The organism is Promicromonospora kroppenstedtii (assembly GCF_044389675.1).
Classification (GTDB): domain Bacteria; phylum Actinomycetota; class Actinomycetes; order Actinomycetales; family Cellulomonadaceae; genus Promicromonospora; species Promicromonospora kroppenstedtii.
The window spans coordinates 268991-291656 of sequence record NZ_JBIRYI010000009.1; the positions used below are offsets into that span (position 1 = coordinate 268991).

Here is a 22666-nt window from a genome sequence, read left to right on the forward strand (position 1 = left end):
AACCACATGAGCACCACCGGCAACCGACCGACCTCGAGGCGCGGCAAGCGCCTCGCCGGCTCGGCCGCGGGTATCGCGGCCGTCGCCCTGACCCTCGCCGCCTGCGGAGGCGGCGACTCCGGCATCGGCGGGGGCGGCGACGACGCGCCGGCCGCCGCGGAGGAGTGCCCCTGCGAGATCCGCTTCGCGTGGTGGGGCTCGGACAGCCGCCACGAGGCGACGCAGCAGATCATCGACGCGTTCGAGGCCGAGAACCCCGACATCACGGTGGTCCCCGACTTCACCGACTGGGACGGCTACTGGGACAAGCTCGCCACCTCGGTGGCCGCGGGCGACACCCCCGACGTCATCACCCAGGAGGAGCGCTACATCTCCGACTACTCGACCAAGAACGTGCTGGCCGACCTGGGCACGCTCGACATCGACACCTCGAAGGTGGACGACGGCGTGCTGGCCGGCGGCCAGATCGAGGGCACCCAGTACGGCATCCCGACCGGCATCAACGCCTACGCGCTCGTGGCCGACCCGGAGCTGTTCGCCGACGCCGGCGTCGACGTGCCGGACGACACGACCTGGACCTGGGAGGACTACGTGACCACCGCGAACGCGGTCGCGGAGGGCTCCGGCGACAAGGTCTGGGGCACGCAGGACTACGGCTTCAACGAGGCGGGCCTGAACGTGATGGCGCGCCAGCGCGGCGAGACCCTGTTCACGCCGGAGGGCGAGCTGGGAGTCTCCGAGCAGACCGTCGCCGACTTCTTCCAGGTCTCCCTCGACCTGGTCGAGGGCGGCGGCCAGCCCGACGCCGCCCGCACGGTCGAGTACCAGGCGGCCGGTCCCGAGGGCGGTCTGCTCGGCACCAACAAGGGCGCCATGGGCGTCTGGTGGACCAACCAGCTCGGCGCGCTGTCCGACTCGTCGGGCCACGAGCTGGAGCTGCTGCGCCTCCCGGGCGAGTCCGAGGGCGAGCGCACCGGCATGTACTACAAGCCGGCGATGTTCTACTCGGTCTCCGCGAGCACGCAGTACCCGGAGTCGTCCGCCAAGTTCGTGGACTTCCTGCTCAACTCCGAGGAGGCCGCCAAGATCATGCTGACCGACCGCGGCCTGCCGGCGAACACCGACGTTCGTGAGGCGATCCTGGACGACCTGTCGCCCACGGACCAGAAGGTCGCCGACTTCATGGCGGACATCGAGGACGAGATCGTCGACAACCCGTCGGTCCCGCCGCACGGCTCCGCCGAGCTCGCCGACATCATGGAGCGCATCAACACGGAGGTCCTCTTCGAGCGCATCACGCCGGACGAGGCCGCCACCCAGTTCATCGACGAGGTCAACGCCGCGATCGCCGGCTGACCCACCCGCCGGGTGCGGGGCGCTCGCCTGGGGGGACAGCCGTCCACCCAGCGAATGCCCCGCACCCGGCGGTGTCCGGGCTGGGTACGATCAAGCCGCTCAGAGGAGAGGTGCCACAGGTGTCACAAGATCTGCTCGTCCTGCGGGAGGGCGACGACGTCGCCGTCGCCACGCGGGACCTGAGCCCGGGCGACACGCCCGAGGCCCCCGGAACCGGCCCGCTCGCCGTCCGGCAGCCCGTCCCTCGGGGGCACAAGATCGCCCTGCGGGCAGTGCCCACGGGCGGCCACGTGCGCAAGTACGGGCAGGTCATCGGGGTCGCCACCACGGACATCGCGCCCGGCGACCACGTGCACTCCCACAATCTCGGGTTCGAGGAGGGCGCGCGCGACACGCCCCTGGGCGGTACCCACACCGAGCTCCCCGTGCCCGACGGCGCCCGGCCCACCTTCCGCGGTTACCGCCGGGCCGACGGGCGCGTGGGCACCCGCAACTTCATCGCGATCCTGACGAGCGTGAACTGCTCCGCCTCGACGGCCAAGATGATCGCCGACCAGTTCCGCGGCGCCGCGCTCGACGAGTTCGAGAACGTCGACGGCGTCATCGCCCTGACCCACACCTCGGGCTGCGGCCTGGTGCCCGACTCCGAGGGCGGGCAGATCCTGCTGCGCACCCTGCGGGGCTACGCCGCGCACCCGAACGTCGCGGGCCTGCTGGTGCTCGGGCTGGGCTGCGAGATGGTGCCGGGCGCCGCGCTGTCGGCCCGCTCGGGGCAGGTCGCCGACCTGGGGATGCCGGGGATCGGCGCTCCCGACGAGACCCGGTCCGGGCTGCTCGCCGCCATCGCCGACGACACCGTGGTGCGGTCCCTGACCATCCAGGAGGCCGGCGGCGTGCGGGCCTCGGTGCGGGCCGGCGTCGCCGCCGTCCGCGAGATGCTGCCGCTGGTCAACCAGCGTGAGCGGGTCGAGTGCGACGTGTCCGAGCTGGTGCTCGCCCTGAACTGCGGCGGGTCGGACGGCTACTCCGGCATCACCGCCAACCCTGCGCTCGGCTGGGCCTCCGACCGTCTGGTCGCCTACGGCGCCACGTCGGTGCTGGCCGAGACCCCCGAGGTCTACGGCGCGGAGCACCTGCTCACCGCGCGGGCCGCGGAGCCGGCCGTGGCCAAGAAGCTGCTGGACCGCATCGACTGGTGGCGCACCTACATGGCCGCCGGTGGCGGCACGCTGGACAACAACCCGTCGCCGGGCAACAAGGCCGGCGGCCTGACCACGATCCTGGAGAAGTCCCTCGGGGCGGTGGCCAAGGGCGGTCAGGCCGACCTCAGCGCGGTCTACGAGTACGCCGAGCCCATCACCGAGCGTGGGTTCGGCTTCATGGACACCCCGGGCTACGACCCGGTGTCGGTCACGGGCCTGGTCGCGGGCGGCGCCAACGTCGTCGTCTTCACCACGGGGCGCGGCTCGGTGTTCGGGTGCCGCCCGACGCCGTCGATCAAGGTGGCCACCAACACCCCGATGTACTCGGTGATGTCCGAGGACATGGACGTCAACGCGGGCGTGGTCGTGGACGGTACCGCGACCGTGGCCGAGGTGGGGCGGCAGATCTTCGACCGCATCCTCGCGGTCGCGTCGGGGGAGCAGACGGTCAGCGAGGAGCTGGAGATCGGCGCCGAGGAGTTCATCCCCTGGCACATCGGCGCCGTCACCTGACCCCCGACGCGTCAGACCCTCAGGTCATCCGGGTGACCTGAGGGTCTGACACGTCCCCAGTGCGTTACGGGTAGCTCACCACCTTCGCCGGGATGGTCTCCGTGCCCGCCGCGCGCGGCCCGACCCCGTTGATCACGTGCTCGTACGTGCCCACCCCGCCGAGCGACACGGTGAGCAGCGAGTGCATCCGCACGCCCGGCGTGACCGGCACCTCGAACCCGTTGTCCGAGGTGATCGACGCGTCCGAGGTGAACACGCAGTACGACCCCAGCCCCCACGCCTCGTGCTGCGTCACGCCGTCCGCGACCTTGTACGCGGCCCAGCCGCGGACGCCGTCGTGGTTCCACGCCGCCTGGTTCGGCGGGTCGTACGGCAGCTCGTTCTGGTAGAAGATCGTGCGGCCGCGCTCCCCGGTCCACAGGGTGTTGTACTCCTGGTAGTGCTCGACGAAGAGCCCGTACCCGTCCACGTCGTCCCCGGTGACCACCAGGCCGTTGCGCGCCGTGTTCACGTCCCAGCCGATCCCGTCGCCGTGGTCGCCGCGCCACGACCAGATGTGGTCCACGATCGTGTCGTCGGCGTTCACCACGATCGCCTGGTCCACCCGCCCGGCGTGCGCGCCGCCCACGCGGACGAACACGTCGTGCAGCGAGATCGGGTCGTCGGCGTGGTCCGCCGTCGACCCCGCCGTGCCCACGGTGAGCATGGACGGCGACTCGGCCGCGCCGGCGTCGAACAGCACGCCCGCCACGCCGACGCCGTCCACGTCACCCACGCGCATCGCCGTCTGCCCCGTCGTCGGCACGATCGTGGCGTAGCCGAGCCCGAGCACGACGGTTTCGGCGCGGTCCACCTCGATCGTCCCCGTCGTCTTGTAGACGCCGGGCGTGAGCAGCAGGTGCAGGCCCTGGTCGAGCGCCTGGTTGATCCGCTCCGCGGAGTCCCCGGGCCGGGCCACGTAGAACTGGTCCAGCGGGATCGAGGTGCCCGACGTCGTCCCGCCGTCCCACGTCGCACCGCGCGTGCCCGACCGGGCCGACGGCACGAACACCGCGTAGTCGTCACCGTCGAGGTACAGGTACGGCTTCTCGCGGATGGTGCCCGTGGTGTCCAGGGTGGTCACCGCGGGTTCGGGGAACGTCGTCGGCGGGGCGTTCTCGACGCCGGAGAACACCATGTTCCACAGCGTCCCGGCCCAGCCGCCCGTGAGCGTCGAGTCGCGGGTGTACCACTGCTGCTGCGTCCAGGCACGGACCTGCCCGTCGACCACGGAGTCGGCGATGTACCCGCCCGACGCCCAGCCGTACCGCGACGAGTGCAGCATGAGGTTGCCCTTGACGTGCACGCGCCGCATCGGCGCGGCCTGCGAGACCGCCCACCGCATGTCCCCGCCCGACGGCGTCACCGCGAGGTTCTCGACCGAACGCCAGAAGTTCTGCGTGGCGTTGCCCTCGAACCACTCCGCGTCGGCCCAGACGCCGCCGGTGATGTTCACGTCGTCGGGCCTCGTCCCCAGCCCGGAGATCGAGGTGTGGAAACCGGCGTTGACGTGCACGGGGTAGGTGCCCGGCTCGAAGAGGAACTGGTGCCGCCCGTCGCCGAACTGGTCCGCCTCCTGCTGGTCGTAGACGGCGTCGACCGCCGCCTGGACCTGGGCAGTCGGCGTGTCCGGGCCGAAGACGTGCACGTTCGGGCCCAGGTCGCCGCCGCCGGGGATCGGGTCGCCGGGCGTGGTGCCGCCGTCGCCCGTGAACACCTTGAGCTCCCACAGCGAGTAGCCGTACCCGGTGCCGCGCTCCGTGCCGGTGAGCCGCACGTACCGGCCTGACCCGGCGACGTCGAGCGACTGGTTGCCGCCGGTCCCGTTCGTGACCGTGGTCAGGGTGCGCCAGGTGGTGCCGTCGTCGGACGCCTCGATCCGGAACCCCTTGCCGTACGCGGCCTCCCACGACAGCTCGACGCGGCACAGGTCCTGCACCGACCCGAGGTCGACCCTGATCCACTGCGGGTCGCTGAACTCGCTGGCCCAGCGCGTGCCGGGGTCGCCGTCGACGGCGGAGGCCGCGCCGAACGGCCCCTCCGTGGACGACGCCGTGGCGGGCCGCCCGAGTGCCGCGTTCGTGCTGCCGCAGGCGGCCGCGGCCGCCCGGTCGGGCCCGGTGGCCGGAGCCGACGCCGGTGCGCCGCCCGACGCAGGCGCGGCCGCCGCCGTCAGCGGTGCCGCGACGCAGGCCGCGACCGCCGCGGCCGCGAGCCAGACCCGCGCCGTCCTCACGAGACCACCTCCTCGCGGGCCGCGGCGTCGGGCGCCGCGGCCACACGTGCGGCCGTGGTCTCGGGCACGAGCTCGTAGTTCTCGTCGAGCACCGTGCCCCGGTGCGGCTTGTACAGGTCGTAGCCGCGCGGGTTGCACTGCAGGCCGCCGTTGATGCAGTGCTCGACGAGCCGGCGCAGCACCTCGGGGTCCCAGGCGTTGACGAAGTCGTAGTGCCACGACTGGTCGGACCCGCTCACCAGCGCGACGTCGGACATGTCACCGCTGACCGGCCACGCGATCTTGAACTCCAGCATCGGCACCGCGACCGGGTGGCTCATGGGGCACTGGCCCGCCACGGGGTACGCCATGTGCGAGCCGTGGCCCATGTGCGCCGACTCCTCCGGCGTCAGGTGCATCCCGTCCCAGCAGCTCGGCGCCTGGTAGCGGATGTTGAGCTGCGTGCCCTCCGGGCAGTGGGCCGGGATCTCCCAGCTCTTGGAGATGTCGCCGCACTCCCAGCCCTCGACGGCGCCCGGGGCGGTGCGGAACTCCTCGACCGTGGCCATCATGTCGCCGGTGACGAACTGGAGCCCTTCAGGGAACGGCACCACGTCCTGGTAGTCGTCGATGCCCGACTTGTAGTAGACGGTCATGGGGATGTTCGGCTCGACCGGCACACCGCCCTTGGTGAGGGCGGGGAACCAGTAGGCAGAGTGGTCCTGCGGCACCGTGCAGGTGCTCTCCGGCATGGCGTGCAGGCTCGTCGGCGTGGTGAACGCGTCCGTCGAGCGGTTGCCGATGAACGTGTGCAGGTGCGACCGGCCCGGCTGGTTCGGGTACACGATCGAGTCGTCCGGCAGGAAGTGCGAGAACTCGCAGTTCGCCTGGAACTCGTGGTGCGTCACCTCGTCGCCGGGGAAGGGCGGCGGGTCCTCCGGCCCGCCCGCCTCGCCGTCGCCGAACACCTGGAACTCCAGGAGCGAGTAGCCGTACCCGGTGCCGCGGGCCGTGCCGACGAGCTGCACGTACCGGCCCGTCGCGGTGATGTCGTAGACCTCGGTGCCGCCGGTCCCGGCGCCCTCGGTGACGACGGTGGTCCAGGACTGGGCGTCGGTGGAGACCTGGAGCGTGAACGCGGCGCCGTACGCGGCCTCCCACTCCAGGGCCACGTGGTCCAGGGTGTAGGAGCGGCCCAGGTCGATGCGGATCCACTCGTCGTCCGTGGGGGCGCTGGCCCAGCGCGTGGTGCGGTCGCCGTCGACCGCGAAGCGCGGCCCGAGGCCGCCGGACTCGGAGCTGGACGCGGCCGTGAGCGCACCCTGCGAGAGCAGGGTGTTCGGCTCGGCGACCGCCGTGGTCGCGCCGATGGTGCCGGCCGCGCTCAGGGTCGAGGCGAGCAGGGCCGTGGCGAGCGCGCCCGCCGTCGTCCGGGATCTGTTGCCGCGAGGAGTGCTGAGTGCCGTGCGCATGGTTCCTCCTTCTTCGGTGGTGGTGTGCGTTGCTGCCTCACTGCCTGATCACTGCTGGTAGACGCCGACCTCGTACAGCGAGTAGCCCCACTCCGTGCCGCGTTCGGTGAGATTGAGCCGCACGTATCGGCCGGTCCCGGCCACGTCCAGGCTGTCGACACCGCCGTTGCCGCCCGTCACCGTGCGGACCGTGGTCCAGGTGTTCCCGTCGTTCGACGTCTGCACCTGGTAGGACTTGCCGTACGCGGTCTCCCAGACGAGCTGCACGTGGTCGAACGACTGCACCGAGCCGAGGTCGACCTGGTACCAGGCGGTCGGGCCCCACTCGCTCGCCCACCGCGTGCTGGCGTCGCCGTCGACGGCGCGGCCGGGCGTCCAGTCGCCGTTCCACGGGTCGAAGCTGGAGGCCGTGGCGGTCTTGCCGTGCGCGATGTTCGCCCCGTCGACCGGCGGCGCGACGACGCGGAACGACCTCGTCTCCACGCCCACGTTCCCGTGGCCGTCCTCGGCGAACACGTAGACCTTCCAGACGCCGAGCATCTCGGGCGCCGTGACCCGGAACGTGCCGGGCGCGGTCTGGTCGAAGTCGGCCTGTGCGATGCCGCCCGCGTCGTTGACGTACTTGCTGTTCAGCATCACGTTGGCGTCGATCGGGTCGCCGTCCGGATCGCTCATGGAGACGTCGACGGTGAACTCCTGGCCCGCGGACACCGCCGTCGCGCCCTGGACGTTCATCGCGGTGATGCGCGGCGGGGTGTTCATGCCGGAGGTGTCCACGCCCCACGCCCGCGCGATCGAGTAGTAGCCGAGGCGCTTGTTGTCGCCCGGCAGCACGTTGAACCAGACGCCGCCGAAGTCGCCCTCGATGCCGAAGTGGAAGAACGTGGCGCCCAGCGCGACGCCGTCGTGCTCCCGCAGGCAGCGCCACGAGTCCACGTACGCCTGCTCCTTCTCCAGGTCGGTCGGCTCGTCGGGCACGCCGTTCGCGTCGTCCGGCACCTCCCACTCGCCGGCCGCGCCGCCCTCCGTGATGATGTACGGCCGGTCGTAGCCGCCGGCCTCCCAGGCCGCGGGCACGTTGCACAGGTCGCCGTACGCGTTGACCGAGAGCAGGTCCAGGTCCGGGGCGTTGCGCTCGAGGTACGGCCAGGCGCCCACCCACGCGTCGGTGCTGGTGGTCGGGTGCTTCGCGTCGGCCTGGTGCACCGCGACGCTGACCTCGTTGACGAAGGCCGCGTACGCGTCGCGGATCGCCTCCAGCTCGGCGCCCGAGTAGCAGTTCTGCAGGCCGAGCAGCGACTCGTTGCCGATGTTCCACATGAGCACGCCCGGGTGGTCCTTGTAGGCCGCGACCTGGCTCAGGATGTCGGCCTTGGTGTTCGCCTTGTAGGTCGCGTCGGTGCGGTAGTCGATGCAGCCGCCGGATCCCGGCCCGCCGCCGGGCAAGAGCCAGAAGCCCATCACCACGCGGACGTCGTGCGCCGCGGCCGAGTCGAGGAGCTGGCGGGTGTCCGCCCCGGTGCCCCAGGTGCGGATCGTGTTGGCGCCCATCGCGGTGAGGGTCGGCATGTAGTGGTCGGCCTTGCTGAACGCCGGGCCCCACGTGAACCCGCGCACCGTGTACGGCTGCCCGTCCACCTCCAGGTCCCAGGCGCCGTCGCCGCCCACCACCTCGACGGTGCTCGCGCCCGAGTCCCGCACCGGGACGTCCGGGTGGCCGGGGTTCACGTAGTCCGGGTCCCCGGGGTCGCCCGGGTCGGTGCTGCCGCCGGCCGCGCCGAAGACGCGCAGCTCCCACAGCGAGTTGCCGTACCCGCCCGAGCGCGCGGTCGACAGCAGCCGCACGTACCGCGCCGTCCCGTCGACGTCGAAGGCGTCGGTGCCGCCGTCGCCCGAGGTGGTCGAGTACACGGTGGACCAGGACGTTCCGTCGGCCGAGACCTGGAACTGGTACTTCGTGGAGTACGCGGACTCCCAGACCAGCTCCACGTGATCGAGGGCCGCGGACCGCCCCAGGTCGACCCGGATCCACTGCGGGTCGCTGAACTCGCTGGCCCAGCGCGTGGTGAGGTCGCCGTCGACGGCGGCGCTCGCGGGCGTGTAGTCGGGGTTCTCCACGGAGGAGGCGGTGGCGGGGCGGCCCTGCGACAGCAGGACCGGCTCGGCCTGTGCGGCGGCGGGAGCGGGGGCTGCGGGCGCCGGTGCCGAGGCCGCGGGTGCGGCGGGTGCCGAGGCCGCGGGTGCGACGAGCGCCGCCGCGGCCAGCAGGCCGGTCGCCAGGGTGGCGGCCCCGACGCGGGCCCCGCGCCTGAGCCGTCGCGTCCGGGCGCCGGGTGATCCGGTGGTGGTCATGGTGTTCCTCTCCGTCCGCTCGTCGGCCAGGTGCACGGGCCGGGGCGCGGTTCGTCGTTGAGCCTGCGCTCGCGTCGCTCCGGTGCGCCGCGAGTTGGGAGAGCGCTCTTACCGGGATCATCCTTGACCCGCTCTTGGTGGATCGTCAAGAGTCCTGGCGCTGCGTCTCTCCTGCCTTTTGACGCTGATTTCTGATCATTTGAGTCCACGGATAGCACTTGACTCGACCCCGGTTCCCGGTCGCGCCGCACGGATCTCATCCGCGCCGCATCCGTCGGAGAGCGCTCTTACTCTGTTACCGTCGGCCTGTGAGCAAGGATCTGCGGCGTGCGGCGCCGACCCTGGAGGACGTGGCGAAGGTCGCCGGCGTCTCGCGCGCGACCGTGTCCCGGGTCATCAACGGCAAGCGCAAGGTGGCGCCCGCGGTCCAGGAGGTGGTGCTGGAGGCCGTCGCCGAGACCGGCTACGTGCCGAACCGGGCTGCGCGGTCGCTGGTCACGCGCCGCACGGGTACGGTCGCCGTCGTCATCTCGGGTGCGGACGCCGACCCGGAGGGCGAGCTCGACCTGTCCGGTGTCTTCTCCGACCCGTTCTTCGGCCGGGTGGTCGGCTCCCTGGTGCGGACACTGCGGCCCCACGACGTGCACCCGGTCCTCATGTTCGCCGACGACGCGCAGACCCGGAGCCAGGTCACCTCGTACCTGCGGTTCGGGAACGCGGACGGCGCCCTGCTGGTCTCCACGTACGCCGACGACCCGCTCCCCGAGGAGCTCATCGGAACCGGCCGCCCCATCGTGCTCTTCGCCCGGCCGGGGCACGCGATCCCGGCGAGCTACGTGGACCTCGCCAACGCCGACGGCGCCCGGCTGGCCGCCAACCACCTCCTCGACCGTGGCTGCCGCACGCTCGGCGTCATCTCCGGGCCGCTCGACGTCCCGTCCGCGCGGGACCGGCTCGAGGGCTTCCGGGACGCCGCGGCGCGGCGCGGGCACGCGTTCGTCCCGAGCGTCGCGGGGTCGTTCACGTTCGAGAGCGGGGAGTCCGCGATGGCGGAGCTGCTCGCCGCCGTACCGGACCTGGACGGCGTCTTCGTGTCGAACGACCTCATGGCCCAGGGCGCGATCCACGTGCTCCAGTCCCAGGGCCGGCGCGTGCCCGACGACGTCGCGATCGTCGGCTTCGACGACAGCCCGGTGGCGGTGCAGGCCCGGCCCCGGCTGACGACGGTGCGCCAGCCCGTGGAGAAGATGGCGGAGGAGATGGCGCGGATGTTGCTGGAGCAGATCGACGCCGACGAGCCGGCGGTGCGCTCGGCGATCTTCGAGCCGGTCCTGGTGGTCCGCGACTCGGCGTGAGGGGGGCGGCCGGCTGGTGGCATCTGGCTGGCTGGCGCACCTCTGTCGGCCTGGGGTGCGGACTTCGGTCGGTTGCTTTGAGACCGGTCGAACGTTGGACCGGTCTCAAAGCAACCGACCGAAGTCACGCTGGGCTCGCAGCTCGTGCGTGGGTGCCCCGCGCGTACGGGTACCCGTGTGGGAATCCCTCACGACCAGGCTGGGAGCATCTTGCTAGGTTCCTGAACAAATCGGCCGGTGTATCGACGCCGGCCCAGGACCCGAAGCGAGGTGGTTTCCCGTGAGAGCTCGTCGCGTACCGCTCTTTGTCGCAACCCTTGTCGCCGCACTCCTGACGACCGGGGTCGCCGCAGTCCCCGGCTCGGCAGCGCCCGCCGCCGATACCGCCGCGCCCGCCGCGGTCGCCAGCTGCAGCGCCGCCGCGTGGAGCAGCAGCGCCGTCTACGTGGGCGGCAGTTTGGTGACCCACGCCGGCGCCTCGTGGCGCGCCAAGTGGTGGACGCAGGGCGAGACGCCCGGCACCACCGGTGAGTGGGGTGTCTGGGAGCGCACCGGGACCTGCGACGGCGGCGAGCCGCCGGTCGACCCGCCGGGCTCCGAGGACTTCCCGGTCAGCCAGGCCCAGTTCAACTCGTTCTTCCCCAACCGGAACTCGTTCTACACCTACGCCGGGCTCGTCGACGCGCTCAGCGCGTACCCCGGGTTCGCCAACAGCGGCAGCGAGACCGTGCAGAAGCGGGAGGCCGCGGCGTTCCTGGCCAACGTCTCGCACGAGACCGGCGGGCTCGTCCACATCGTCGAGCAGAACACGGCCAACTACCCGCACTACTGCGACACGTCCCAGCCGTACGGCTGCCCGGCCGGCAACGACCAGTACTACGGCCGTGGGCCGGTCCAGCTCAGCTGGAACTTCAACTACAAGGCCGCCGGCGACGCGCTCGGCATCGACCTGCTGAACAACCCGAGCCTGGTCTCGACCAACTCGGCGATCGCGTGGAAGACCGGCCTCTGGTACTGGAACACCCAGAACGGCCCGGGCACCATGACGCCGCACAACGCGATCGTCAACGGCGCCGGGTTCGGCGAGACGATCCGCAGCATCAACGGATCGATCGAGTGCAACGGCGGCAACCCGGCACAGGTCCAGAGCCGCGTGGACACCTACCTGCGCTTCACGAGTGCGCTCGGCGTCGACCCGGGCGGCAACCTCTACTGCTGACGCGCACCCCGGGCCTCCGCCCGGGCGTCGACCACAGCGGTTGCTGCCAGGAGCGCGTCCGTCCTGGCAGCAACCGCTGTGGTCGATGAAGAGAGCGGGCGAGGAGAGCGCGGCGACTAGGTTCATCCGAGGTATGAGAAGGAAGCCACCGCATGGCCTCGCCCGGCGACACCCTAGACGTCAGGCGGGCACGAGGTCGAGCAGGTTCTGCGGCGTCACGACGCGGGAGCCCTCCGGCAGGTCCTCCGGGGCGCCGAACCCGAGATAGGTCACCGGCCCCGCATCCTGCGGAACCGAGTGGTGCACCTTCACGCCGTCGGCCCGGAGCAAATCCACCAGGTGACGCACCGTGAGGTAGCGCCGCGCCGCGATGTCGCGCACCAGGGTCGTCGTGGTCACGCGGTGCCCCTCGACGGTGTTGAAGCTCGACCTGCCGCGCAGGTTCAGGTGCAACCAGAGCGCCTCCCAGCCGTCGTCGCCACGCAGGAACGCCAGCGGCACGGTGACCCGGCCGGACCCGGCCAGGTCGGACCGCATCCGCACCGTCGCCGGCTCGAACGGCAGCCCGGCCTGCGCGACGTCGCGGGTCATGAACCCGAAGAACCCCTCGGCTACCTGGTCGAACCCCTCGCCGGAGTAGACGTGCACCTCGGGAACGACGACGTCCCGCCGGATCCCGGACAGCCTGACGTCCACGAACTCGGTGGCGCCGTCCGGGGCCTCGGTGAGGTCGCCGGAGTGCACGAAGCCCCCGCCGCGCAGCCGCGTCCACGAGACGTGCTCGGCGTCGGCGAAGTCGCGGTCCAGCAGCAGGCACGAGAGATCGAGGTCCGTGTCCGTGCTCCGCTGCCGCCAGTGCACGAAGAACCGGAGCAGCTCGCCGGTCACGCGCGTACGCGACCCGCGCGGCAGGACCCCCGCCCCGCCGGGCCTGGCCCGCGCCGACAGCGGCAGGGCCACGTCCAGGAAGTCGGGCTCGACCACCAGCTCGCCCTGCCGCGGGACCCGGCGGAGCACCTCGGCGTCGCAGGCCTCGGCGAGGGCGGTCAGCGCGGCGGCCGGGACCGGCCCGCGCTCGTCGGGCACGGCCCACGCGCCGCCCTGCCGGTTGACGAAGACGCGCCGGTCGCCGTCCGTACGCCGCCGGTTCTCCAGGTGCTCGCGCAGTCCGAGCACCACCCGGCCGGAAACGGACGGCAGCGCCCGCTTCACCGCGTCGAGGACGGCGGCGGCCTCGACGTCGTCGGCCGCCGACCGCAGCAGATGGTCGGCCCGCCGCACGAGCGTGCCGGGCGACGCCGCGAGCAGGCGCAGGGCGTCGTCCCGCGCACCGGTCGCGAGCGAGCGCTCGACCCGGGCAGCGAGCGACGGCGCGGCCTCGTCGCCGCGGGCGACGGCGAACGCGCGGGCGGCCGACGGCAGGCCCCGGTGCTCGTGCGGGTGCAGCCGCTCGCCGAGCCGCTTCCACGCCTCCCGGTGCGCCGCGACGTCGCCGAGCTTCGCGGGCGAGGCGGCGACCACGCCGTCGAGCGCAACGAGCAGCACCCGCCGGACCGGCCGGGGCAGCGACCGGAACCGCGTGGCCGTCTCCAGCGTCACGTCCCCGCCGGACAGCGCACAGGCGAGTCGCAGGACGTCGGTCACGGTGTCGACCTCGGGCTCCCGCCCGTACAGGACGTGCGTGGCGTTGACGATCGCGCGCGCCGACCGCAGGGGGACCGACTCGGGCTGTGCCATGGCCGCGCAGTGGCCCGCGAGCCGCCCGAGGTCGGCCAGGTCGGCGTCGGACAGCGGTGTCGTGCTGCCCGCGAGGTGCAGGTAGAGCTGGTGAGCCTCCTCGTCGAGCGTGCCGCCGACGTCGAGCACCGTGCGCCGGTCTCCGAGTGCGGGCAGGAACGCGTCGTGCGCCGCGGCCATCTCCTCGTAGGTGTGCTGGTAGCGGCCGTAGGTCGGCAGGCCGAGCAGGTCGACAGGCCCGCGTGTCAGGAGTTCTGCAGCCTGCCCCTCCTGCGGCGTGCCGCGCAGCGCGTCCTCCAGTGCCGAGACCCAGAAGCCGTCGGTGTCCGGCACGCTCTCGGGGAAGTCCTTGAAGTACGCGTTGTGCTCCACGTGCGCACCGAGCGTCTCCTGGACCACGGCGAGCGCCCGCACCGCGACCAGCCGCGCGTCCTGCGGGGCCAGCCCGCCCAGATAGCCCAGCAGGCGGCCGGACGCCTTGAAACCCGAGGTGAGCAGCACGGCGTCGAACCGCCGGGCGACCGAGGCGGCGTCCCCGGCCGAGTCCTCGGTGCGGGGGACGCGCCACGTCCGGCGGACGACCAGATCGAAGATCTCCTGAGACATGACGCGCATCGTGGCACGGAACCGTGGTCCGGAGGGACAGGTTTCCCGTGCCACGATGGCCGCATGCCTCTCGCACCCCGGTACCTCGCAGCAGAGGACCGTTACGACACCATGCAGTACCGCCGCACCGGCCGCTCGGGCCTCGACCTGCCCGCGCTGTCCCTGGGGCTCTGGCACAACTTCGGCGACACCAGCCCGTTCGACACGCAGCGCGCCATCCTGCGTCGCGCGCTCGACCTGGGCGTCACGCACTTCGACCTGGCGAACAACTACGGCCCGTCCTACGGCGCGGCCGAGGCGAACTTCGGCCGGCACCTCGCCGCCGACCTCAAGCCGTACCGCGACGAGCTGATCCTCTCGACCAAGGCCGGCTACGACATGTGGCCCGGCCCCTACGGAGACCACGGCTCGCGCAAGTACCTGCTGGCCAGCCTCGACCAGTCGCTGACCCGGATGGGCGTCGACTACGTCGACGTCTTCTACCACCACCGCCCCGACCCCTCGACGCCGCTCGAGGAGACCATGGGCGCGCTGGCCTCCGCGGTCCGGCAGGGCAAGGCGCTGTACGTCGGCGTCTCCAACTACTCGCCCGCGCGCACGCGCGACGCCGCGCGCATCCTCGGCGAGCTGGGCGTGCCGCTGCTGATCCACCAGCCGTCCTACTCGATGTTCAACCGGCACATCGAGGACCCGGCGCACGAGGACGGGTACGACGGCGTGCAGCGCGAGTCGCTGCTCGACGTCGTCGGCGAGCTCGGCGTCGGGACCATCGTGTTCTCCCCGCTGCAGCAGGGCCTGCTGACCAGCAAGTACCTCGGCGGCGCGGCCCCGGAGGGGTCGCGGGCCGCACGCTCCGACTCGCCGTTCCTCTCGGACCGGGCCCTCACCGAGGACTACCTGGGCCGCGCCAAGGCGCTCGACGACATCGCCGCCGGCCGCGGCCAGACGCTCGCGCAGCTTGCGCTCGCCTGGGTGCTGCGCGACGAGCGCGTGACGTCGGCCCTGATCGGCGCGTCGTCGGTGGCGCAGCTCGAGGACAACGTCGCTGCGCTCACGGCGGGCCCCCTGTCCGCCGACGAGATCGCGGCGATCGAGCCCCTGGCCCGTCCGCTGGGCTGAGCGGCCGGGCCCGTCTCGTCAGCGTCCCCACACCCTGAGTTCCACCGCACTTCACGAGGCCGTCGCGCCGAATCGACTCGGCCGGCGGACCATGAGGGGGTCGCCGCTCGACGGGGAGGGGTACTGGGAGGTACTGCACTCGCGAGAAGGAGCACCAGCGTGTCCGAAACGAAGTCCGTGATCGTCGTCGGTGCCGGCATGGTCGGCCTGGCCACCGCCTGGCACCTGCAGGAACGCGGCGTCGAGGTGACGGTTCTCGACCGGCACGGTGTCGCCGCCGGCTCCTCCTGGGGAAACGCCGGCTGGCTCACGCCGGGCATGGCGATGCCGCTGGCCGACCCGTCGCTCTGGGCGTACGGCCCGAAGGCGATGCTCGACCCCGACGCCGCCCTCAGCGTGCCGTTCCGCTTCGACCGGGCGCTCTGGGGCTTCCTCGCGCGGTTCATGACGCACGCGACGCCGTCCGCGTGGCAGCACGCGATGGCGGCCCTCACGCCGATCGACCGCGTGGCGCTCGACGCGTACGACGAGCTCGAGGCCGGGGGCGTGCACGCGACGTCGTACGCGAGCCCGTGGGTGGTCGGGTTCGAGCGGGAGCACCAGTCACGCCCGTTCGTGCACGAGCTGCGGGGCGTGGCCCGGGCCGGCCAGGACGTCCGGCTGTCCCGGCTGCCCGACGGCGTGCGTGTGCCGCACCTCTCCCGGGCCGTCAAGGAGATCTGGACCCTGGACGGGCAGCGGTACATCGAGCCCGGCCCGTACGTGCAGGCGCTGGCGACGTCGGTCAGCGCGCGGGGCGCGAAGGTGCTCACGGACGCGCGGGTCACGGAGGTCCGGCCGCTGCCCGACGGCGGTTCCGAGGTGCACGTCGCGGGCCACGACTCGCTGCGGTCCGACGCCGTCGTGGTCGCCACGGGCGCGTGGCTCCCGGACCTGACGCGGCGACTCGGGGTCCGCACACGGGTGCAGGCCGGGCGCGGGTACTCGTTCAGCGTGCCCGTCTCGGGGCCGCCGATCGACCACCCGGTGTACTTCCCGGCCCGCCGCGTGGCCTGCACCCCGTACCAGGGGCGGCTGCGGATCGCCGGGACCATGGAGTTCCGCGGGCCGGACGAGCCGTTCCAGCCGCGCCGCGTCCGGGCCATCGTGAACTCGGTCCGGGGACTGTTCGACGGCGTCGACCTGGACTCCCGCGTGGACGAGTGGGTGGGCTCCAGGCCGGTGACGCCGGACGGGCTGCCGCTCGTGGGCCGGACGGCGGCGCGCGGCGTCTACGTGGCCGGCGGCCACGGCATGTGGGGCATGGTGCTGGGCCCGGCCACGGGCCGCGCGCTGGCGACGCAGATCACGACGGGGGAGACGCCGGAGGAGATCCGGGCGTTCGACCCGCTGCGCTGACCCGCAGCCGCTCCAGCCCGTCGAGGATCAGGTCGAGGCCGAACTCGAACTCGGTCTGGTCGTCGCACCAGCCGAGGGTGGACCCCGGCCCCTCGTGGCCGACCTCCGCCAGCATCTCGATCATGTGCGGCACCTGGTCGGCCACCTGCTCCAGCATCGCGACGGTGGCGTCGTCGGCGCCCTCCGCGGGGCGGCCGCCGGCGGCGAAGCCCGCCACTGCGCCGTCGGGCTCGAAGAGCTCCTGGGAGAAGCCGAGCGCTCGGCTGCCCAGGGCGTGCATCGCGTGGTGGATCAGGTCGTACGAGAGGCCGCCCCGGCGCATCAGCCCGACGAGCGAGTCGAAGTACCGCACGACGTGCAGGCTGAAGGACGTCCGGGTCTGGAGGGCCTGCGACGCCCAGGGGTGGCGGAGGAGCACCGAACGCGCCGTGAGGATCTGCCGGCGCACCGCCGGCTTCCAGGCGGACGGCGGTGCGTCGTCCGCGGGCGGTTGCAGCTCGGCGACGGCGTCCTCGATCTCCGCCGCGACGAGGTCGACCACGCCGTCCAGCAGGTTCTCCTTGCTGGTGACGTGGTGGTAGAGCGACATGGCCTCGATGCCGAGCTCACGGGCCAGGCTGCGCATGGTCAGCGTGCCGAGCCCGTCCCGGTCCGCCAGGGCGACCGCCGACTCGAGCACCCGGGCGCGGGTCAGCGTGCTCCGCGGCGCGGGTGCTGCTCTCTGCGGGGAAGTCATGGTCTCGCGATCCTACGTCGGTCTCACCCTTGACGGACCGGCGTCCCGGTTCTACCTTACAGCGTAAGCCTTACGTTGTAAGGCTGGAACAGGAAGGCGGTGTGCCATGTGGGTCTGGCTGCTCTGGGCGCTCCTCGGGCTCGTGCTGCTCGCGCTGACCTCGGCGCTCACGATCGTGCTGGTCATGCGCTACAAGAGCCCGCGAGGGCTCGCCATGGTGCGCCGGTTCAACCGGCGGTTCACCAACCGGCGGGCGATGCGGCACGCGGGGGAGGCGGGCTCGGGTTACGCGGTGATCCGGCACGTGGGGCGCAGGTCGGGCAAGCAGTACTCGACCCCCGTCGGGGCCTCCCCGGCGGGTGGCGGCTTTCTCGTCTTCCTCCCCTACGGGGCCGACGCCGACTGGGTGCGGAACATCCGGGCGGCAGGCTCCGCGGAGCTGGTCACCCATGGGCGCACGCACCGGGTGGCGCCGCGGGTCGTGGACCAGGCGGAGGCGCTGCCGCACCTGTCGGGCGGCGACCGCCTGGTCGCGCGGCTCTTCCGCGTCACCGACTACCTCGTGCTGGAGCCCTCGGTGGTCCCGGGCGGCCTGCCCCCCTCGTAGCGCCGTAGGCCGCCGAATGTAGGGATGCTCGGGGCATAGGCCCTGTTCGGGCGATGGACCCTACGTTCGGCGCCCACGGCCCGGATGGCAGGATCGGGCGCATGACGCAACGCCGCATCCTTGTCCTTTCCGGCCGCGGGCGCTACGAGGACCCCTGGCACGACCACGCGGCGACGTCGCACGTGGTCGCGGGGATCCTCGGCGACCGGGGCGACGTCGAGGTGCGCGGCCTGTTCCGCGACGCGCTCGACGACCTCGACTCCGTGGACCTGCTCGTGGTCAACGGCGGCTCGGGCCGCCGGGACGCCGACTTCGACGGGTCCGACGACGACTGGCTCGCCGCGCACGACCGGCTGTCCGCCTGGGCCCGGGCCGGCGGCGCGGTGCTCGGCCTGCACCAGGCCGCGAACACCTTCTACGACGCGCCCGACTGGGCGGCGGTGCTGGGCGGCCGCTGGATCCCCGGCGAGTCGATGCACCCGCCGATCGGCGACGCTCGGTTCGAGCTCGTCCAGGGCCACCCGGTCACCGACGACCTGCGCGTGGTCGAGGCCTTCGACGAGCGGTACTGCCACCTGAGCGTCGCGCCGGAGACGCGCGTGCTCGGCACCACCCTGGACGACGACGGCACGCCGCACCCGGTCCTGTGGGTCAACGAGGCGCACGGTGGACGCAGCGTCTACTCGGCGCTGGGGCACGACGTCCGCTCCTTCGCCTCCGAGGGGCACCAGGAGCTCCTGCGCCGGTCCGCGGGCTGGCTGCTGTCGTAGGACGACGCCCCCTTGACCTCAACCGTTGTTGAGGTTGTTGGCTGGGGTGCATGGAGATCATCAGCATCGACACGGTGACCCGCTCGATCGCCGATACCGCCGCGTACCACGAGACGGTGCTCGGCCTGCCGGTGAGCAAGGAGATCGGCGCGGTCGAGATCACCGTCGGCCGCACGGCCCTGCGCTTCCGCGAGGACGCCGACGCCGAGGGCGACCAGCACTACGCCTTCCTCGTCGACGACGCGCGGTTCGACGCCGCCCGCGCGTTCCTGACGGCGGGACCCGGCCTGCTGAGCGACGGCGACCGCACCGAGTTCGAGGCGCAGGACGCCTGGAACGCGCGGTCGCTGTACTTCCCGGGACCGGACCGCTCCGTCCTGGAGGTCATCGCGCGCCGTGATCTTCCCCGAGACCTGGGTGCCGGACGCGGTGCGGGGGCGAAGGCCTCGAGCCCGCCCGTGCCCGGCACCCAGCCAGACCCGTCGGATCCGTTCGGACCGGGCGACCTCCTGTCCGTGAGCGAGGTGGGCATCGCGGTGCCCGACGTCGTCGTCGCCGCCGACCGGCTCGCCGAGGCCGGCATCGGCCGCTACCCGGACGGGTCGGCGACGTTCAGCCCGGCCGGTCACATCGACGGCATGCTCATCCTGGTCAGCGTGGGCCGCACGTGGTTCCCGACGGCGGACCGCGTGGTGGCCGAGCCGCCCGTCACGGTCGTCGCGCAGGCGGGGCCGGCGAGCCCCGGCGTCGTGCCCGGTCGGTACGAGCTGGCCCCGGGGCGGGTGCTGGTGGTGCGGCCATAGCCCGAGCTCACGCCCCCTCGGCGAACCCCGCCTGGCGCCACACCTCGTAGACCGCGATCGACGCCGCGTTCGTCAGGTTGAGCGACCGCCGACCGGGCAGCATCGGGATCCGCAGCTCATCGGTGACGCGGGGGTGCTTGAGTGCCTCCGGCGGCAGGCCCGTGGGCTCGGGGCCGAACAGCAGCACGTCGCCCGGCCGGTACTCGACGTCGGTGAACCGGGTGGTCGCGCGGGTCGTGAACGCGAACACCCGGGCCTCAGGCAGCGCGTCGAGGGCCGCATCGAGCGACGGGTGCACGTCCATCACGGCAAGGTCGTGGTAGTCGAGGCCGGCGCGCTTCAGCTTGGCCTCCGACAGGTCGAAGCCCAGCGGTTCCACGAGGTGCAGACGGGCCCCGGTCACGGCGGCGAGCCGGATCGCGGACCCGGTGTTCCCGGGAATGCGCGGCTCGTAGTACACGATGTGAGCGAGGGAGCTCTCGGGCATGGGGGCGTCAGGCTGCTGCGGCACGGGTCCATTCTCGCTGCCGGACGGCGCGGCGTCGTCCCGCCGTGACGCGAACCGGCCGCCGGGGCCAGGCCGGACCCGGCCACCGGCGGTCCGGTCAGATCAGCAGCAGGGACTTGCCCACCGTCGCGCGCTCGGCGAGCGAGACGTGGGCGGCAGCGGCGTCGGCCAGGGGGAACGTCGCGCCGATGGCGGGGCGGATCCGGCCCCCGGCCGCCAGCTTCAGTACCTGCTCCAGCAGGGACCGGACGAGCTCCGGTGCGGGCGGGCCGCCGGCCAGCTCGTTGATCACCTCGATCCGGCGCTGCTCGGCGACCCGCGGGTCGATCTCGGTGAACCGGCCGCTGGAGGTGCCGTAGGTGACGAACCGGCCGCCGTCGGCCACCGTCTCGAAGATCTCCGCCCCGAGCGCGCCACCCGCGCCGTCCAGGGCCAGCGCGACACCCGGCCCGCCGGTCGCCGCGCGTACCCGGGCCGTCCAGCCGGGCGCCGAGTAGTCGACCGCGACCTCCGCGCCCAGTTCCCGGGCCAGGGCCAGCTTGGCCTCGCCGCGGGCTGCCGCGACGACCCGCGCCCCGGCGTCGCGGAGGATCTGCACGGCCAGCGACCCGGCGCCGCCTGCCGCAGCGGCCACCAGGACCCAGGGTGCCCCGTCGGCACCAGCGGGGGCGTGCCGGGTCAGCCGCAGCGCCGTCACGCCGTCGGTCATGAGAGCCGCGGCCTGGATCGGGTCCAGGCCGTCCGGCACGGGGACGACGTCCCCGACGTCGCCGACCACCCGCTCGGCGTACCCCGGTCCGTGCACGACGACGGACCGCCCGACCCAGGTGGGGTCCACCCCGCTCCCGACGGACTCGACCTGCCCCGCGCCGCCCGTCCCGGGCACGTAGGGCAGCCGCAGCGGGAAGATCTCGCCGCCCCACCCGCCGCGCAGGAGCGTGTCGAGAAAGATGACGTCGGCCGCGACGAGCCGCACCACCACCTGGCCCGGCTCCGCCACCGGGTCCGGGACCTCCCGGGCGACCAGCACCTCGGGACCGCCGAACTCGTGTACCTCGATCGCCCGCATCTGACCCTCCTTCGTCCCGGGCCGGCCTCTGCGGCCGGCCTCGGTCGCCACGCTAGAACCTCAACCAAAGTTGAGGGCAAGGCCCTCATTCGCCCCCTTGATAGCTCCCGCGCGCCCGCCTACCCTGGCCCCATGACGCACGGGCTCAACTGGTGGCGGCTGCACCCGCAGCCGTGACCTGACGCGCCCACCCGCACAGAAGTCCCGAGCTGCCCACCGCAGCCCGGGACTTTTCTGTGCCCGACGTCGTGCGTGGGCGGCTCCCTGACCAAGGAGACCCACCATGTCCGTCACGATGTCGCCCGAGTCGGCCCCGACGTCGTCCGCTCCCGGCACCCTTCTCGACCTCGAAGCTGCCCGTGAGAAGCGCACCACCACCCGCTCCGCCGCCGCGGCGCGTGAGCGCACCGCCGAGCTCGAGGGCCTGATCGCCCGCGATCCGGGGAACTACCGCGTGCTGACCGGCGACCGGCCCACCGGGGCCCTGCACCTGGGGCACCTGCTGGGCACGGTCGCGAACCGTGTGCGCCTGCAGGACCTCGGCGTCGAGGTGTTCCTCATCGTCGCCGACTACCAGGTCATCACCGACCGGGACGACGCCGGTGACCTGCCCGCCACCGTCCGCGAGGTGCTGCTCGACTACCTCGCGGCGGGTCTGGACCCTCAGCGGAGCACCGTCTTCACGCACTCGGCGGTGCCCGCGCTGAACCAGCTCCTGCTGCCGTTCCTCTCGCTGGTCACGGTGAACGAGCTGGAGCGCAACCCCACGGTGAAGGCCGAGGCAGAGGCAGCCGTGCTGCGTCAGCGGCGCGGCATCTCCGGCCTGCTGCTCACCTATCCCGTGCACCAGGCCGCCGACATCCTGTTCTGCCACGGCAACCTCGTGCCGGTGGGCGTGGACCAGCTGCCGCACCTGGAGATCACCCGGACCGTGGCCCGGCGGTTCAACCAGCGGTACGCGGCCGCGCGGCCGTACTTTCCCGAGCCGGACGCGCTGATCGCGCCGTCGACCACCGTGCTCGGCAGCGACGGCCGCCGGATGTCCAAGTCGCGGGGCAACGCGCTGGAGCTGCGGGCCACGGAGGACGAGACGGCTGCCTTCGTCAAGCGCGCGAAGACCGACGCCGAGCGCACCATCACCTACGAGCCCGAACGGCGACCCGAGATCGCCAACCTGCTCCAGCTCGGCGCGTACTTCACCGGGAGCACCCCGGAAGGACTTGCCGAGGAGGTCGGCGCGGCCGGCGCGGGGCGCCTCAAGGCGCTGGTCACCGAGGCGGTCGTGGAGGGCCTGCGCCCTCTCCGTGCCCGACGGCGGGAGCTCGCCTCCGCCGGCCCGCGGTACCTCGACGAGGTGCTCGCCCGGGGCAACGCGCGGGCGAACGAGATCGCGAACCGCACCCTGGACGACGTCCGCGGGCTGATGGGCATGCGCTACTGACCGGGCGGAGCCCGCTCGGACTCGGTCCACAAGCCTGTGGACGAAGAAGATCCCCGGCCGGGATGCCTCAATAACCCGGCCGGGGAAACCTGTCCGGACGGCCGACGGCGCGACGGGTAGCCACCCGTGGATGTCGCGCCGTCAGCCGG

The 22666-nt window shown here is 72.7% G+C and carries 17 protein-coding genes; 10 read left to right on the top strand and 7 right to left on the bottom strand.

The features are described from left to right. Positions 1–6 precede the first annotated feature (6 nt). Both ACH47X_RS16360 and ACH47X_RS16365 read left to right on the top strand, forming a co-directional pair. Positions 7–1356, top strand: coding sequence for an ABC transporter substrate-binding protein (locus ACH47X_RS16360; RefSeq protein WP_397405633.1), 1350 nt, complete (start codon positions 7–9; stop codon positions 1354–1356). A 119-nt stretch (positions 1357–1475) separates the two neighbouring features. Continuing rightward, complete coding sequence (locus ACH47X_RS16365; RefSeq protein WP_397405634.1) at positions 1476–3071, top strand: UxaA family hydrolase; 1596 nt, start codon at positions 1476–1478, stop codon at positions 3069–3071. A gap of 64 nt (positions 3072–3135) precedes the next feature. On the opposite strand, the gene ACH47X_RS16370 is transcribed toward ACH47X_RS16365, so the two are convergent. Genes ACH47X_RS16370 through ACH47X_RS16380 form a run of 3 tightly spaced genes read right to left on the bottom strand, consistent with a single transcriptional unit; the run spans position 3136 to position 9149 of the window. Continuing rightward, complete coding sequence (locus ACH47X_RS16370) at positions 3136–5346, bottom strand: discoidin domain-containing protein (RefSeq protein WP_397405635.1); 2211 nt, start codon at positions 5344–5346, stop codon at positions 3136–3138. Further along, complete coding sequence (locus ACH47X_RS16375) at positions 5343–6797, bottom strand: DUF1996 domain-containing protein (RefSeq protein WP_397405636.1); 1455 nt, start codon at positions 6795–6797, stop codon at positions 5343–5345. Before ACH47X_RS16375 ends, ACH47X_RS16370 begins: the two co-directional genes overlap by 4 nt. A gap of 48 nt (positions 6798–6845) precedes the next feature. Beyond that, positions 6846–9149, bottom strand: coding sequence for a discoidin domain-containing protein (locus tag ACH47X_RS16380; RefSeq protein WP_397405637.1), 2304 nt, complete (start codon positions 9147–9149; stop codon positions 6846–6848). 308 nt (positions 9150–9457) lie between these two features. On the opposite strand from ACH47X_RS16380, the gene ACH47X_RS16385 reads away from it, so the two are divergent. Beyond that, positions 9458–10504 (top strand): LacI family DNA-binding transcriptional regulator, encoded by a 1047-nt coding sequence (locus tag ACH47X_RS16385; protein ID WP_397405638.1) that lies wholly within the window; start codon positions 9458–9460, stop codon positions 10502–10504. A gap of 280 nt (positions 10505–10784) precedes the next feature. Next, positions 10785–11723, top strand: a complete 939-nt coding sequence (locus ACH47X_RS16390) for a glycoside hydrolase family 19 protein (protein WP_397405639.1) — start codon at positions 10785–10787, stop codon at positions 11721–11723. Between the two features lie 180 nt (positions 11724–11903). On the opposite strand, the gene ACH47X_RS16395 is transcribed toward ACH47X_RS16390, so the two are convergent. Continuing rightward, positions 11904–14066 carry a hypothetical protein gene (locus tag ACH47X_RS16395; protein WP_397405640.1) on the bottom strand — a complete coding sequence of 721 codons (2163 nt, stop codon included), beginning with the start codon at positions 14064–14066 and terminating at the stop codon, positions 11904–11906. Positions 14067–14129: 63 nt separating this feature from the next. Here ACH47X_RS16395 and ACH47X_RS16400 point away from each other — a divergent pair, with 63 nt between their 5' ends. After that, entirely contained in the window at positions 14130–15185 is a 1056-nt protein-coding gene (locus ACH47X_RS16400; protein WP_397405641.1) for an aldo/keto reductase, read from the top strand. A gap of 159 nt (positions 15186–15344) precedes the next feature. Next, positions 15345–16583, top strand: coding sequence for an NAD(P)/FAD-dependent oxidoreductase (locus tag ACH47X_RS16405; RefSeq protein ID WP_397405642.1), 1239 nt, complete (start codon positions 15345–15347; stop codon positions 16581–16583). On the opposite strand, the gene ACH47X_RS16410 is transcribed toward ACH47X_RS16405, so the two are convergent. Further along, a complete protein-coding gene (locus ACH47X_RS16410) occupies positions 16531–17319 on the bottom strand; it encodes a TetR/AcrR family transcriptional regulator (RefSeq protein ID WP_397405643.1) in 789 nt (262 codons plus the stop codon). The genes ACH47X_RS16405 and ACH47X_RS16410 overlap by 53 nt on opposite strands. 106 nt (positions 17320–17425) lie before the next feature. Here ACH47X_RS16410 and ACH47X_RS16415 point away from each other — a divergent pair, with 106 nt between their 5' ends. The 3 genes from ACH47X_RS16415 to ACH47X_RS16425 all read left to right on the top strand — a co-directional run bounded on the left by ACH47X_RS16415 (position 17426) and on the right by ACH47X_RS16425 (position 19499). Beyond that, on the top strand, positions 17426–17926 hold the full coding sequence (locus ACH47X_RS16415; RefSeq protein ID WP_397405644.1) for a nitroreductase family deazaflavin-dependent oxidoreductase: 501 nt from the start codon (positions 17426–17428) through the stop codon (positions 17924–17926). 101 nt (positions 17927–18027) lie between these two features. Continuing rightward, positions 18028–18696 carry a ThuA domain-containing protein gene (locus tag ACH47X_RS16420; protein ID WP_397405645.1) on the top strand — a complete coding sequence of 223 codons (669 nt, stop codon included), beginning with the start codon at positions 18028–18030 and terminating at the stop codon, positions 18694–18696. A gap of 50 nt (positions 18697–18746) precedes the next feature. Further along, positions 18747–19499 (top strand): hypothetical protein, encoded by a 753-nt coding sequence (locus ACH47X_RS16425; protein ID WP_397405646.1) that lies wholly within the window; start codon positions 18747–18749, stop codon positions 19497–19499. 7 nt (positions 19500–19506) lie between these two features. On the opposite strand, the gene ACH47X_RS16430 is transcribed toward ACH47X_RS16425, so the two are convergent. Both ACH47X_RS16430 and ACH47X_RS16435 read right to left on the bottom strand, forming a co-directional pair. Next, positions 19507–19986 (bottom strand): tRNA (cytidine(34)-2'-O)-methyltransferase, encoded by a 480-nt coding sequence (locus tag ACH47X_RS16430; RefSeq protein ID WP_397405655.1) that lies wholly within the window; start codon positions 19984–19986, stop codon positions 19507–19509. Between the two features lie 118 nt (positions 19987–20104). Then, on the bottom strand, positions 20105–21076 hold the full coding sequence (locus ACH47X_RS16435; protein ID WP_397405647.1) for a zinc-binding dehydrogenase: 972 nt from the start codon (positions 21074–21076) through the stop codon (positions 20105–20107). A 283-nt stretch (positions 21077–21359) separates the two neighbouring features. Between ACH47X_RS16435 and trpS the strand changes: the two genes are divergently transcribed. Continuing rightward, positions 21360–22517 (top strand): tryptophan--tRNA ligase, encoded by a 1158-nt coding sequence (trpS, locus tag ACH47X_RS16440; RefSeq protein ID WP_397405648.1) that lies wholly within the window; start codon positions 21360–21362, stop codon positions 22515–22517. Positions 22518–22666 lie beyond the last annotated feature (149 nt).